The organism is Bdellovibrio sp. ArHS (genome assembly GCF_000786105.1).
GTDB lineage: Bacteria > Bdellovibrionota > Bdellovibrionia > Bdellovibrionales > Bdellovibrionaceae > Bdellovibrio.
In genome coordinates, this window is the sequence record NZ_JTEV01000017.1 from 30,840 (window position 1) to 43,653 (window position 12,814).

Consider the following 12,814-nt stretch of genomic DNA (forward strand, 5'->3'; position numbering starts at 1 on the left):
TTTTCTCAATTCGAAAGCATCTTGAAAGCCGTTTCTTTCATGTTCTTGGCCTGAGGCCGCGTTATATTTGATTTGGCGGCAAAAAAACGCGAGTTGGGGCGGCCTCTGTATAACGTCTGGGAACAGGGAACGAGTTCCTTGCCTTCAAGAGGGCAAGAGTGTAGTTTCACGGGCATCAAACCGAGGCCGTTATGTTTTCAGGAATTGTCGAAGCGGTGATGCCTATTGTAAGTTCTGAGGAACTTCATAATGCCTTCCGCATTCAAGTTAAAAAACCTAAAGAATTCAATGATATAAAATTGGGCGACAGTATTGCCTGCGACGGTGTTTGCCTGACGGTGGAAGCCTTCAGCGACGACCTGATGACCTTTGCTTTGGCCGCCGAGACGATCAAAGTTTTGAATTGGAATCCGCAAAGCTGGATTGGCAAAAAAATGAACCTGGAAAGGTCTCTTCGTTTTGGTGATCGTATCCACGGCCATCTCGTGACCGGTCATGTGGACAGCCTTGGTGAAGTTCTGCGGTCTGATCTTGATGGCGAGTCGTTGTTTATCGACGTCAAAGTGCAAGACAGCATTCTACCATTTGTTTGGAAAAAGGGCAGCATCACTCTGAATGGAGTCAGTCTGACCGTCAACGAATTGCAAGACCATGTGGTCTCGGTGTGTTTAATTCCGGAAACCATCAAACGCACGAATTTGGGCGAGTTGAAAAAAGGTTCCTCGGTGAATGTCGAGCCTGATTATATGGCGCGAGCGATCCAGCGTTCTCTTGAAGTAAGGAAAGACTAATGTCATTTAATACTATTCCAGAAATCATCGAAGATATTCGCAACGGAAAGATGGTCATCCTTGTCGATGACGAAGATCGTGAAAACGAAGGCGATCTGATTCTTGCGACGGACCATGTGACGACTCAAGCGGTGAATTTTATGATCACCGAAGCACGCGGTCTGGTGTGTCTGACAGTGACGGCCCAGCAGATCGAGCGTTTGCAATTGCCGCTCATGGTTCGTGATGACATGAACTTTGCTCCCAACAAAACAGCATTCACTGTCAGCATTGAAGCCTCAGAGGGCATTTCGACGGGGATTTCCGCTGCCGACCGAGCGCACACTTTGCGAGTGGCCGCGAACCCGCATGCAAAGCCTTCAGACATTCATATGCCGGGACATATTTTCCCGATCCGCGCTCAGCAAGGCGGGGTTCTTAAACGCGCGGGACATACCGAAGCCAGCGTAGATTTGGCTCGTTTGGCGGGGCTGAATCCTGCGGCCGTCATTTGTGAGGTCATGAATCCTGACGGGAGCATGGCGCGTGTGACGGATCTGAAAGAGTTCGCCAAGAAACACGGCTTAAAAATCGGCACCATCGTCGATTTGATCGCCTACCGTTTGGCGAATGAAACTTTGGTCGAAGAGCTTTCGGCCATTGATCTGCCGTCTTCTTTTGGTGAAGGTTTAAAGGCACGCATTTTCCGCAGCACTGTAGATGGACTTGAACATTTGGTGATCCAGAAGGGCGAGATTTCCCCGGATCAGGAAACCTTGGTGCGTGTGCATGTCGATAATTTCACCCGGGACTTTATGGCGGTATTACAAAGAGGTGCGTCGACAGTTCTGGAAAGTCTGAAGCTGATCAGCGAACAAAAATCGGGCGCCTTTGTCTTGCTTCGTGGTAACAACCGCACGCATGGTTTGACTCAAGAGCTGAATATGCTGGCGGGAATGGAAGATGTTCGTCCATCAACGCCGTTGATGGATGAGCGGGATTACGGCATTGGGGCGCAAATTCTGCGTGAAATCGGTGCGCACAAGATTCGTCTTCTAACGAACAAACCTGAAAAGAAAGTGGGCCTGAAGGCCTTCGGAATCGAAATTGTAGAAATCGTAGCTATTGAAAATGTAAAGGGGCACAAGTAATGGGTCTTAAAGTTGGTGTAGTCACAGCTCGTTTTAATAATGAAATCACGGAAAAACTGGAAGAAGGAGCAATCTCTTATCTTGAGTCTTGTGAAGGCGTTGAAATCTTCGCGGCTCTTGTTCCTGGTGCAGTCGAGTTGCCTTTGGCTTGTCAGGCTTTCCTGGATGCTGGTTGTGATGGCGTCGTGGCCCTGGGAGCCGTGATTCGTGGCGAAACTTCTCATTACGACTATGTCTGCAATTCGGTAACGGATGGAATCACTCGGTTGATGCTTGATTACAAAAAACCTATCGGGTTTGGTGTTTTGACGACTGAGAACGAAGAGCAGGCCTTGGCTCGTGCGGGTGGTGCTCACGGTAATAAAGGTGAAGAAGCCGCTCAGGTGGTTATGGAAATGATCGGTTTGACTCAAGAGATTCCGGCGACTTTGAAAACCGCGGCGATCTTGGCCAAACCTAAGGCGGCCAAGTCCTCGAAAGCTGCATCAAAAACACAAAAAAAGAAGAAAAATGCTAAAAAGTAATCTAGCATAAGGGGGATGGAAAACACCCCCGTAAACGACGATTTTCAGCCTCCTGGTCCTCAGGAATTTAAGAAGCGACGCCGCGAGATCTTTCTGGTTCTTTTGGTGTCGTTTTTATTCGGTCTTCTGACTTGGTTTGAAATTCGTCTTTTCGCCACCAGCCAACAACTGCCATTCGTGCACAGTATTTTCTTCTTTGGTCTGGTGAACTTCAATATCATCCTGCTATTGCTTTTGCTGTTCATGATCTTCCGCAATGTCGTGAAGGTTTTCGTCGAACGACAGGGCAAGGTTTTCGGAAGCAGTCTGAAAGCGAAGTTGATTGCCGCGTTTGTGGCCTTCAGTTTCGTTCCGACTGTGCTGATGTTCATTATTTCAGTCTTCTACATCAACTCCAGTTTCGACAAATGGTTCAGCGCCAAGATGGCGGGGGTTCTAAAAAGCTCTATTGAAGTGACCAATGCCTACTATTTCAATGCGAAGAAGGACAACTATCACTTCGCACACAAAATCGCAGATTCCATTCGCAATGTGCAGAACCCGAACGAAATAAAAAAGCGCATTGAAAATCTTCGGGAAGAATTCAGTTTGGATGCCGTCGAATATTATCCCTCGCTCTTTGGTAAGCGCGTGGTGGTGGCGGCGGAAGACGACACGGTTCCGAACGTTCCTGCAGTCTCTTTAGAGTTCTTGCAAAAAGGGATTAAATTGCAGGCGGAAGCCAGCATCATCCATCAGTTCGGGGACGGCAATCTGGTGCGTGTGATTGTCCCCGTGCAAGAAGGGGCGGAAAAAGGCGCGGTCGTTGTCTCTAGCTTTCTGCCTTTGTCACTGATCTCAAAGATGAATGATATTTCGACGGCTTATGATGAGTTTCGTGATATCAACCCTCTTGAATATCCTTTGAAGTCGATCTATCTGTACATTCTTGTTCTGATGACTTTCGTGATCTTGCTAGCCGCGACCTGGTTCGGGTTCTATTTAGCGAAGCAGTTGTCGATTCCCATCGTGCAATTGGGACGAGCCACTCGTCGTGTCGCGGGCGGCGACTATACACCCCTGCAAATTCAGTCGGGTTCAGAGGAAATCAATGATTTGATTTCAAGTTTTAACCAAATGACGGTGACTCTCGAAAAGACGCTGGAAGAATTGGATCAGCATGCGCGTTATACCGATACCGTCCTGAAGAACGTCAGTGCCGGAGTGATTTCGGTGGATGAGCATGGTGTCGTCTCTACGATCAACCGTCATGCGGCTCATCTATTGAAAATTGATCCTGACAGGTACATTGGAAAATCGGTGCGTGATCTTTTAACATTAGAGTACTTCCGCACCTTCGCAGAGCTGCAAAAAACCATGGTGGATCACAAGGTTGAAAGTATCCAAAAAGAACTTCGTTTGAACGTCCAGGGCGAAGCTTTGCCACTCTTGATGACTCTTTCAATTTTGAAAGATGAAAGAGGTCACGAGATGGGTAAGATTTTGGTTTTTGACGATTTAACTCCGATTGCCAATGCTCAACGGGCTGCGGCCTGGACTGAAGTGGCCCGCCGTATCGCCCATGAAATCAAGAACCCTTTGACGCCGATCAAACTTTCCGCAGAACGTCTGCAAAGAAAGTTTGGTGCCACTGTGACCGATCCGGCTTTCCGTGAATGCACGACGATGATCGTAAAGCAGGTCGATGGCTTGAAAAACTTGGTGAACGAGTTCAGTAATTTTGCACGTCTGCCGCAAGCTCGTCCTGTGGTCGCCAATCTTAATAGCGTGGTTGAGGAATCACTGGGCCTTTATCGGCAAGCGCATGGTAACGTCAAATTTGTTTTTTCGAAGGATGCTGAATTGCCGGACTTCAAATTTGACCCTGACCAGATTAAACGCGTGATCGTAAATTTGGTCGACAATTCGGTTTCAGCTGTTGCAAAAGAGCCACAGGCCACAGTGGAAATCGTGACTCGATACGACAAGGATATCAAAACTGTCCGTTTAACGGTGTCTGATAATGGCGAAGGTATTCCTGCGGCAGATCGAAGTCGCATTTTTGAGCCATACTACTCTACAAAAGAGGGCGGAACTGGGCTAGGCTTAGCCATTGTGAAAAGGATCATCGAAGATCATAATGGTTTCATTCGTGCGACAGCCAATGAACCCAAAGGGGTCAAAATGGTGATCGAAATGCCAGTCAATGAAGTGGGTGCTTGGAAACCTGCTGGCGAGTAGAAAGAGGTCCTAGATGACAGCTCAAAATACAAAAATTCTGATTATTGATGACGAAGCTCCGATTCGTGATGTGCTCTCGGCTTCATTGAAGGACGAAGGCTATCAAGTTTTCCTTGCCCATGACGGAGAGTCAGGACTCAAAGCCATTCGCGAAGTTCAACCTGATATCGTGTTTCAGGATATCTGGATGCCGGGTAAATACGATGGCATCGAAGTGTTAACGATGGCTCGTAAAGAATTCCCCCAACTCGAGTTCGTGATGATTTCGGGTCATGGGACGATCGAAACAGCCGTGAAGTCCACAAAGCTGGGCGCCTGGGATTTCATCGAAAAGCCTCTGTCCATGGATAAAATCCTGATCGTGATTTCGAATATTTTAAGTTACCAGCAACAAAAAGAAGAAAAGGCGTTGTTATTAAACAAACTTCGTAAGTCGATTGCACTTATCGGAGAAGCCGCTTCGATTATGCAAACAAAGCAGATCATTGCCCGCGTGGCGCCGACCAATTCATGGATTTTAATCCAGGGGGAAGTCGGCACCGGCAAAGAGCTGGTCGCGCAGAACGTGCACTATATGAGCGCGCGCGCCAGCCGTCCTTTTGTTGAAATCAATTGTGGCGGTATCCCGGAGGACCTTCTTGATTCCGAAATCTTCGGTATCGAAAAGGGCGCTATGCCAGGCGTGGACCGAGTAAAAAAAGGCAAACTCGATCTGGCCCAAGGGGGAACACTTTATATCGCCGAGATCTGCGAGATGAATAAAGAATGTCAGGCGAAACTTTTAAAATATCTTGATGAAAAGAAGTACTCCCGCGTTGGTGGTCATGAACTGATCGAAAATGATGTTCGTGTTATTGCTGCTTCTTCCAAAGATCTCGAGAAAGAGGTTAAGGAGGGGCGCTTCCGCGAAGACCTTTATTATCGTCTGAACGTTATTCCTTTCCGCATTCCTGCACTTCGTGAACATGTCGAAGACATCCCAGTATTGGTGTCTTACTTCTCTGACAACGTGGCACGTGAAAGCGGTTATTTGAAAAAAGTATTTTCTGAAAAAGCGATCGAAAAAATGATTGCCTACACTTGGCCAGGCAATGTGCGCGAGCTGAAAAATTTTATTGAGCGCGTTTACATCCTGACTCCGGGTGAATTCGTGGACGTGCATGATGTGCGCTTTGCCGGTCTGATTGACAAAGACGATGAAAAAGCGGTCGAGATGCAGGATCTTTCCACATTCCGCGAAGCCCGCGCTCAATTTGAAAAAGATTATCTGCTTCGCAAGATTTCCGAAAATAGCGGTAACATCAGTAAAACAGCAGAAGTGATCGGTCTGGAAAGAAGTTATCTTCACAGAAAGATCAAAGCATACGGTATTGATACTAAAGACAACTAGGGGAAAAAGGATCCCAAAGACTTTTTTCACGAGAAAGAGACAAAAAAATGGCAGATACAGCGATTGTTCCTACACGAGCACAAAATTATCCTGAGTGGTACCAACAGGTCATCACTGCGGCTGACATGGCGGAAAATTCTCCGGTTCGCGGTTGCATGGTGATCAAACCTTGGGGCTACGCTGTTTGGGAAAACATGCAGGCTGTTTTAGATCGTATGTTCAAAGACACCGGGCATGTGAATGCTTACTTTCCTTTGTTGATTCCGCTCAGCTTCCTAGAAAAAGAAGCGGCTCACGTCGAAGGTTTTGCGAAAGAATGTGCGGTGGTGACTCATCACCGTCTTAAAGGCGATGGGACCGGAAAGCTTGTTCCGGACGGAGAACTGGAAGAGCCTCTTATCATTCGCCCAACCTCTGAAACTATCATTGGCCACCAATTCGCAAAATGGGTGAAATCTTATCGTGACTTACCGATTTTGGTGAACCAGTGGTGTAACGTGATGAGATGGGAAATGCGTACGCGCATGTTCCTAAGAACGGCAGAGTTCCTATGGCAGGAAGGACATACCGTTCACGCGACGGCGAAAGAGGCTCAGGAAGAAACTTTGCAGATGCTGGACGTCTATTCCGAGTTTGCTGAAAAGTATATGGCGATGCCGGTTATTAAAGGTATGAAAACGCCAGACGAAAGATTTCCGGGCGCGGTAGATACTTATACAATCGAAGCGTTGATGCAAGATCGTAAGGCCCTGCAAGCAGGGACATCGCATTTCTTAGGTCAAAATTTCGCAAAAGCTTCTGAGATCAAATATCTCAGTGCGGAAGGAAAAGAAGAGTTCGCATGGACGACGTCCTGGGGTGTTTCAACCCGTCTTATCGGCGGTTTGATCATGACCCACAGTGATGATAATGGCTTTGTGGCTCCTCCAAGAATTGCGCCTTTGCACGTTGTCATCATTCCGATCTATCGCAATGACGAAGAAAAGGCACAAGTTCTTGATTATGTACAAACTTTGGCCAAAGAACTTAAGCAACAAAACTTCTCAGGCTCTGCGGTGCGCGTGAAAATCGACGATCGTGATCTGCGCGGCGGAGAAAAAGCATGGCAGTACATCAAACAGGGTGTTCCATTGCGCGTGGAAGTGGGTCCTCGGGACATGGCTAAGGGTGAAGTTTTCGTCGGTCGTCGTGACCGTGGTCCTAAAGAAAAGGCTTCACAAACGAAGGCGGATTTTGTTGCGAATATTGGAAATCTTCTGCAAGAAATCCAAGATGGGCTTTTCGAGAAAGCAAAAAAGTTCCGTGATGAGAACATTAAGCGCATCACTTCTTTACAAGACTTTGAAAAGTACTTCTCTGGCGACGAGGCCTCGGCTCCGGGATTCGCGATGGTGCCTTGGTGTGAAGAGGGAATGGGACATGACTTGTTAGCGAAGCTGAAAGTAACGCCACGTTGTGCGCCTTTGCAGCAAGAAGCGGTGACGGGGAATTGTATATTCTCGGGAAAACCGGCGACCAAGTGGGTCCTGTTCGCGAAATCATACTAAGCGGAATTTGAATATTAGATATCCTAAAAGCCTCGGCGTCGGCCGGGGCTTTTTTTATTTAAGAAGTTCTTCGCGGGGAGTGTTCTGGCCCTGGAAGAAGTAGCGCAGAACAATCATGAACCCGTATTGATCCGAAAACTCATCATGATTTTTTGTTAAGGCCCAGGAATAGCGCGCTTCTGTCGTCAGGGCATAGCGTCCTTGGGCCCAAAGTTCGGCTTGTGCGCCGAAGTCCAAGCCGGTTTCGGCATTTTCGTGCGCATATGTTTTTACAGGATCGACGGGGAAAGAGTTATAGACCTTTTCTGAATCTCCCAAGGGATAAGAAGTATACAGTGACATCACGGCGCTATAGCGACTGCCGAACCAGCGCCGATATCCTGCCGCCGCATGGACCACTTGAGTGTCTTCGATAACTACATAGCCGTCTTTGCGTCCCACAAAACTTTTGTTCATAAATGTAGTTGTGAACTCCAGGCTGCCTCGATCATTCACATCGCCAATAATCACCCAATTCAAACCAGTCCGATATCCACGCTCAGCCCCTTCCCCATCGTAGTTTGTCCGATAGAAATAAGGCCCCATTGAGGTGTGAACATTTCCTCTTTGCGGAGTATAGGCCTCAGCGTCCTCTAAAAAAGAAAACAACAAAATAAAGGACAAGATACTAAAAACTAGTTTACAGTGGTCCATGTAGGGAGATTAAGTTTTGATCGGAAAAATACAATCAAAATTTTCAATGAGACGGCAATGGCGGGCGTTTCTCTGCGCCGGCATTGTTTCGCTGTCTTCGGTCTCGGGTCAGGCCGCCTACGAGACTGTCGAAGAAACTCTCATTCGTCAGAATATCAATGTATCAGAGTGGCTGGATAGCGTGGCTGACGGTCTGGACTTGTTTTTAGCGGGTGAGCGCTACACGACTAGGCCCAATAAGACAGCGGTGACTCTGGAAAACTCTGGTTATTACACCGAGGCGGATGGGGTTTCCGGGGCGTTCAACTTCAATATAGATTTGCGTCTTCCCAATGTGGAAGAATATTGGCAGCTGACCTTTACAAGTTACGACGAAAACGAAGAGCGGGACGCCAAAACCAAATATCTTCGGACAGAACCCCGCGAAAGAAATTATGGAGCGTCGCTAAGTCTTTTTAAAAGAATGGGTGAAATCAGAACGTCTTTTCAGCCACGGATTACCTTCGAGGGTACGCCGGCAATATCGCATTCACTGAAATTTGAAACCATTATTGAACAAAAGAAATATCGAATTAATCCCCATTTAGAATTTTATGCCACCCCTGGGAAAGGGGCCGGTATCTTTGAGGCTTTGAACTTCAACTGGCCCTTAAGTGCCATGTACTCTTTGACTTTGATTAATGAAGGCGACTATCAAAGTCGACCCCATGTCTTTACCGCAACGAATGGTTTATCCCTGGGGCAGAGTTTCACGAAAAGCAGGTCTTTGTCTTACGCCATATTCGTAACCTCGTCCAATCGTCCGAACTACCAGTTGGCTGGATATAACTTTTCTGTGACCTGGAGGCATATTCTCTTAAAAAGAATTTTGGACTACGATGTCATTCCCAATTTGGATTTTGTGCGTGAAAGAAACTTCGCCGTGAATCCGGGACTGACTGTTAACGTGAATTTGCATTTTTAGATGCTGCCTTTGCGGCCATCTTATTAAATTAGTCAGAACTTTATTCAGACAAAATCAGCAATAGTTTCTTGAGTGTTTCTAAAACCCGGGGTTAGCGTCTGAGATCCAGTCATTTTGACGACTCAGAAAAACTTACGAAGGAGACACCGTGAAAAAGTACCTAATGTCATTCATGCTCTTGATGTCATTGACGACAAACGCCCAAGAGTCCGCCGATTATCGACCGCTAGATGACTTGATGTCACCGGATGAAATCGCCGAGGAAAATGGCTTTCCCCGCACTGAAATCCCCCTGGTCATAAAAACAGTAGAGGACGTCGCTCGTACAGAGGCCTTGGATATATTCCGCGAGTATCCGGTGATACTGATCATTAATAAGAAGGAAAGTGGGCCTGGTGCTCAGCGCATGAAAGTCTATTTGAACGGCTATCTGACTTATGATTGGCCCGTTTCGACCGGAAGAGAAAGATGGGAAACTGCTAAAAGTGGGCGCACTTATTTTTCCGTCACTCCCGCGGGCTTCTTCTATCCTTATATGTTGAACAAAGATCACTATTCAGAAACTTGGCAAACGCCGATGCCCTACAGCGTGTTCTTTAATGGTGGCATTGCTGTTCATGCGACGACTCCAGGACTTTATAAATACTTGGGCACTCGAGCTTCGGGCGGATGCGTGCGCCTTCATCACGAAAATGCCGCGTTTGTCTTTAATCGCATTCAGTCGGAAGGCCGAGGCCTGGTTCCTGTGATCAATCGCAATGGCACGGTCTCTCGTGATCGCCGCGGCAATGTGATACGCAGGGTCAACTATCGTACGCTCGTCATCGTCGAAGATCGATAGTGAAGGTGACTTGTCAGGTGTCAGCTTTTGCAGTAAAAATTTTGAATGAGCCATTCCCTACAAGATGAATTCAAGCTTCACAAAGATTTATCTCCCGAGGGAGCGGCTTTTCTAGCGGAACTGGAAAGAAATATTGCTCAAGATCTTTGGCAGAGCGCCGGAGGAATCTGGAGCCGTGAATCCACAGAAAAGTTCAGAAAAGCTGCTATGCAAAAGCTGGCTGGCGAAGTCCAAGGAAAGACGCAGGCTGATTTTCAAGCAGCCTGGGTTGCGGTAATTCGGGATTTTCATCTGGCGCACTGGGGTGAGAAAAGACTCCAAAAAAAAGAAAAGAAACCCGAGACCCAGGAAGATCGCGTTTTCTGGGAGATGTTTTCCTATATTTGGATTCTACTTCAGGCGACCTTTGTCACGAAAACAGCGATTTTCTATTTTGGAATTAAGTCCGCACAGGATGATACAGCAGAAGGCCGCGTGTACGTGATTCTGGCCATTGCCTTTTCATTTATTTCTTTAGGTTGGTTCGCGTATCGTAAATCGAAAAAGAAATAAAAAGCGATGCAATTTTAAAAAAAAAGGCCGGGGATACCGGCCTTTTCTATTTCTATGATGCAGATTCTTACGGAGCTACTGGAGCACCAAAGGATGGAAGAGTAGAAACCCCGCCACTTGCGTTAGTGCCAGCGCGCGCTGGAAGACTGATCAATGGATTTTGCACGAATGTCTTCACGTATTTTCCAGGAACGCCTGTTGTCGTCAACTGGATGTTGTAAGAAGACAAGTAAGTGTTGTTGATAGAGTAGTTCATTTGCACATCTGAACCAGCAAGCTCAAGAACAGTTTGGAACAAGAAAGGATTCTTCAACATAGCTTTACCGAAATCGGCATAAGCCATCACGAAGCCCTTATCGTAAGACTGACGGTAGTGATATTCCATCACGTTGATAGCTTGGAACATGTCTGCCGCAGCACTGCGAGTTTCGCCTTCGATACGGCTTTCGCAGTTGTCGTTCTCTTGTTCAGAAGAAAAACAGATTTCATAGGGATCTGCTTTAGAAACGAAGTAAGCACGAGATTTCTTAGTCGCAAGAGCACGTACTTCATTCGCAGAAAGAGACGTAAAGCGTTTGATCAAACGGAATGTTTGTTCTTCATTCAACGTTACTTGGAAGCTCACCTTTGAATATTGAAGGTCTTTTAGCGATGGCACGTTGATAGACAATTCGCGGACCAGACCCGTTTTTCTGATAAGACCTTTAACTGCTGAACGGATGTCGCCATGGCTTGAAGAATCATCATCAGAAGTCCAAGTATACTGACCGAAAACACCTTTAGTAAGAGGACGGTTTGCGAAGTCAGTGACTTTAAAGATACCGCCGTAGAAGGCCTCAGTTGTTGCGCTATGAGTATTCCATAGGCGAGAACGTTTTTCCTTCAAGTAGATACCGTATTGAACAGTGGACTTCGTGTTGTCATAGAACGCCTGGGTATTTGAAATGTCGTATGTTTTACCCGCTGACCAACTATTGTAAGCCAAGATAGGGATACCGAAGTAGAAGTTGTTCATTCTGCCGACTTGTTTATGCGTCAGTTTTTCGTACTTCTTCACAGAAGCAATATTCTTTTCGGCTAACTGTTGGATCGCTGCAACGTTACCTTTGACAAGGTCGTTGAATGCCTTAGCTCCAGTCGTGTCATTGAAGTTAATAAGGAATGACATACCTTGATCAACTTGCTTGAACTTGCTTGTGCTCAAAGTCGCTAAGGAAGCTGAAGTCTGAACTGAGAACGTATTAACGTTAATATCAGTCAAACGGACGTACACACTGTTTTGATCCACTTTCTCAACATAAGTTTGGAAAGAACCTTGCGCTACATAAGAGTTGCCCAATCCCGCAATTGCGGCACCGATGCTTGAAGAGAAGATCACGCCACCATTTGACGCATAAGTAACGGAATCACCAGGAGCCCAAGTGTTCAACTCGCTGGCTTTTTGCGGCACAGTCAAAGCTTTAAGTTCGTACGCCTGTTGAAGCGTTTTTGCGGAACGCACAGACACCACATCGCGACCCGCATAAGGGATCAAACCGACAGACGCCCATAGAGCTTTTTGCAGGCCCGTGGCATTTTCGAAATAGAAAAGAATGTTGGCGCCTAAGCCACCCGCAAGAGTCGAGAATTTAGTGACTTGGAAACCACCTGCATAGTCACCGTAAACCATGGTGTCCAAAACAGGGTTGTAGTTTGCAACTGTGTTCGGTTTAGCCTTAGTTGCATCGTATTGAGTTAGATTTACGATCTGAGTGCCGAAGTCAAAGTTCAAGAAGAAAGCAGGAAGCAATTTTGCTTTTAGCTTTTTCTTAGCTTCTTCTTTTTGAGCTGGAGGCTGATTGGTTTCACCACCGTTATCGCCGCCGTCGTCATCGCCATTGGAATTACCATCGGCATTTCCGTCTCCGTTGCCATTCGAGTTTCCATCGCTATTGCCGTTGGAGTTACCGTCCGAATTTCCATTTGAGTTGCCGTCAGAGTTTCCATTGGAGTTACCATCAGAGTTTCCGTTGGAGTTCCCGTTAGAGTTTCCGTTGGAGTTACCATCAGAGTGTCCATTGGAATTGCCATTGGAGTTTCCGTTGGAATTGCCATTGGAGTTACCGTTGGAGTTTCCGTTAGAGTTTCCATTGGAGTTTCCATTGGAGTTTCCATTGGAGTTT

Annotated in this window: 11 protein-coding genes; 9 read left to right on the plus strand and 2 right to left on the minus strand. The window is 46.8% G+C overall.

All coding sequences use genetic code 11. From position 1 onward, the window contains the following. Window positions 1-191 precede the first annotated feature (191 nt). Genes OM95_RS10090 through proS form a run of 6 tightly spaced genes read left to right on the plus strand, consistent with a single transcriptional unit; the run spans window position 192 to window position 7,602 of the window. Window positions 192-791: a riboflavin synthase gene (locus OM95_RS10090; protein ID WP_041873242.1), complete on the plus strand. Its 600-nt coding sequence runs from the start codon at window positions 192-194 to the stop codon at window positions 789-791. After that, entirely contained in the window at window positions 791-1,921 is a 1,131-nt protein-coding gene (ribB, locus tag OM95_RS10095) for a 3,4-dihydroxy-2-butanone-4-phosphate synthase (protein WP_041873244.1), read from the plus strand. The genes OM95_RS10090 and ribB overlap by 1 nt, the downstream gene beginning before the upstream one ends. Next, the gene (gene ribH, locus OM95_RS10100; RefSeq protein WP_041873247.1) at window positions 1,921-2,445 is read left to right on the plus strand and encodes a 6,7-dimethyl-8-ribityllumazine synthase; all 525 of its coding nucleotides are present in this window, start codon (window positions 1,921-1,923) and stop codon (window positions 2,443-2,445) included. The genes ribB and ribH overlap by 1 nt, the downstream gene beginning before the upstream one ends. 15 nt (window positions 2,446-2,460) lie before the next feature. Further along, complete coding sequence (locus tag OM95_RS10105; RefSeq protein WP_041873249.1) at window positions 2,461-4,665, plus strand: ATP-binding protein; 2,205 nt, start codon at window positions 2,461-2,463, stop codon at window positions 4,663-4,665. 13 nt (window positions 4,666-4,678) lie between these two features. Then, window positions 4,679-6,055 (plus strand): sigma-54 dependent transcriptional regulator, encoded by a 1,377-nt coding sequence (locus tag OM95_RS10110; protein ID WP_041873252.1) that lies wholly within the window; start codon window positions 4,679-4,681, stop codon window positions 6,053-6,055. A 47-nt stretch (window positions 6,056-6,102) separates the two neighbouring features. Next, the gene (gene proS, locus OM95_RS10115; protein WP_041873253.1) at window positions 6,103-7,602 is read left to right on the plus strand and encodes a proline--tRNA ligase; all 1,500 of its coding nucleotides are present in this window, start codon (window positions 6,103-6,105) and stop codon (window positions 7,600-7,602) included. Between the two features lie 54 nt (window positions 7,603-7,656). Here proS and OM95_RS10120 read toward each other — a convergent pair whose 3' ends face one another. Next, window positions 7,657-8,295: a hypothetical protein gene (locus tag OM95_RS10120; protein ID WP_291516082.1), complete on the minus strand. Its 639-nt coding sequence runs from the start codon at window positions 8,293-8,295 to the stop codon at window positions 7,657-7,659. Window positions 8,296-8,341: 46 nt separating this feature from the next. On the opposite strand from OM95_RS10120, the gene OM95_RS10125 reads away from it, so the two are divergent. From OM95_RS10125 to OM95_RS10135, 3 genes are all read left to right on the plus strand, one after another. Beyond that, window positions 8,342-9,259, plus strand: coding sequence for a hypothetical protein (locus OM95_RS10125; protein WP_291516084.1), 918 nt, complete (start codon window positions 8,342-8,344; stop codon window positions 9,257-9,259). A 148-nt stretch (window positions 9,260-9,407) separates the two neighbouring features. After that, on the plus strand, window positions 9,408-10,100 hold the full coding sequence (locus OM95_RS10130) for a L,D-transpeptidase (protein WP_041873256.1): 693 nt from the start codon (window positions 9,408-9,410) through the stop codon (window positions 10,098-10,100). Window positions 10,101-10,145: 45 nt separating this feature from the next. Next, window positions 10,146-10,652 carry a hypothetical protein gene (locus OM95_RS10135; RefSeq protein ID WP_041873259.1) on the plus strand — a complete coding sequence of 169 codons (507 nt, stop codon included), beginning with the start codon at window positions 10,146-10,148 and terminating at the stop codon, window positions 10,650-10,652. Between the two features lie 67 nt (window positions 10,653-10,719). Here the strand turns inward: OM95_RS10135 and OM95_RS17280 are convergent. Beyond that, window positions 10,720-12,814: hypothetical protein (locus tag OM95_RS17280; protein WP_291516086.1), on the minus strand; the 2,095-nt coding region annotated here is incomplete at its 5' end.

Coding starts and splice junctions, on each gene's coding strand:
- OM95_RS10090 (WP_041873242.1), top strand. CDS start 192: ATGTTTTCAGGAATTGTCGAAGCGGTGATGCCTATTGTAAGTTCTGAG.
- proS (WP_041873253.1), top strand. CDS start 6,103: ATGGCAGATACAGCGATTGTTCCTACACGAGCACAAAATTATCCTGAG.
- OM95_RS10105 (WP_041873249.1), top strand. CDS start 2,461: ATGGAAAACACCCCCGTAAACGACGATTTTCAGCCTCCTGGTCCTCAG.
- OM95_RS10135 (WP_041873259.1), top strand. CDS start 10,146: ATGAGCCATTCCCTACAAGATGAATTCAAGCTTCACAAAGATTTATCT.
- OM95_RS10110 (WP_041873252.1), top strand. CDS start 4,679: ATGACAGCTCAAAATACAAAAATTCTGATTATTGATGACGAAGCTCCG.
- ribB (WP_041873244.1), top strand. CDS start 791: ATGTCATTTAATACTATTCCAGAAATCATCGAAGATATTCGCAACGGA.
- OM95_RS10120 (WP_291516082.1), bottom strand. CDS start 8,295: ATGGACCACTGTAAACTAGTTTTTAGTATCTTGTCCTTTATTTTGTTG.
- OM95_RS10125 (WP_291516084.1), top strand. CDS start 8,342: ATGAGACGGCAATGGCGGGCGTTTCTCTGCGCCGGCATTGTTTCGCTG.
- ribH (WP_041873247.1), top strand. CDS start 1,921: ATGGGTCTTAAAGTTGGTGTAGTCACAGCTCGTTTTAATAATGAAATC.